Here is a 1,029-nt window from a genome sequence, read left to right as displayed (position 1 = left end):
GGCTAACGATGCTTTATTATTCAACTTGTCGTCACGAATCTGATGCTGAATCTTGTTAAGTTGCGCCTGAATGGCCTGCTGCAATGCCGTCAACTGCGCTGTTATGTCATCGCCGTTTTCTCCCGGCAAAGCACTCTGTTGTTGCGCAAGACGGATATCGTCAACGTACTGCAATAATTTCTCACCGGATGGCAAACTGGGATTCATGTTAAAACGGGTAAGCAACTGCTCAAGACTGAGCATTTTGTCATGCATTTCGCAGAATGCTATCGGCCATCGGGTTAGCGTATTTTCCTCTTGGTTGTCAGTGATAAGAAACAGCAAAACGGTTTTCACATCATGCAGCGAATAAGCCTCGGAGACCTCCGGTGCCCCCTGCCAAGACGCTGCTGTGGTAAAGGGAGCGGCGTCCACGCCGGGAAACCTTGCCGTGCAGGCCGGTAATAGCACAGTAGAAATAGTCATTTTTTCGCCCAAAATAAAAGAGATAGCGGCTCAACTATCAAGAAGATGTCGCAACAGAAGCCGCGAATGCGTTATGCCATCTTGCTGGCAACTGCGGAGACCGCATCATTGTTGTTATTAAGAATAGCCAGTAACGCTTGCCGTAAGGCAGATTCGCCCTCACTGGATTTTTTTGCCGTTTGCTGATGAACACTGTCCACTTCACCACTCACCGTTTGATTCGCTCGCATTATTTCGGCTTCTTTGCTTTGCTCCGCCGCCGTGACACCGTATGTCCCCTGTGTGATATCGTGAACCGATCGGCTAGCTTGCATCAAAGCATCGGCTTGAATGCGGTTTTTCATCGATGTATTCGATATTTGTTGATGGCTATCGCGCAGTATTTGACTTTCCGTATTCAACTTTGCGTGTGCTTGTACCAGACGTGCGGAAACATCACTATCGACCGTGATACCGTCATTAACCAATTTATCCTTATGGTGCTGTAGGCCGTTTCTGGCCATATCCGCTTGTTCGTTAAGTTGATGAGACCTTTTCAAATTGTTTTCTATTGAGGCTGATTCC

General features: G+C 47.6%; 1 protein-coding gene and 1 pseudogene. Both read right to left on the bottom strand.

Annotated elements, in window-relative coordinates:
* On the bottom strand, positions 1-465 hold a 465-nt coding region (locus tag J5224_RS29795), incomplete at its 3' end, for a hypothetical protein (protein ID WP_264628668.1).
* A gap of 71 nt (positions 466-536) precedes the next feature.
* Positions 537-1,029: pseudogene (locus J5224_RS29790) on the bottom strand (type III secretion system protein); the annotation flags it as partial.

The organism is Candidatus Symbiopectobacterium sp. NZEC135 (genome assembly GCF_025962695.1).
Note: the sequence above shows the minus strand (reverse complement) of the source record. Positions and strands in the feature narration are given on the sequence as shown.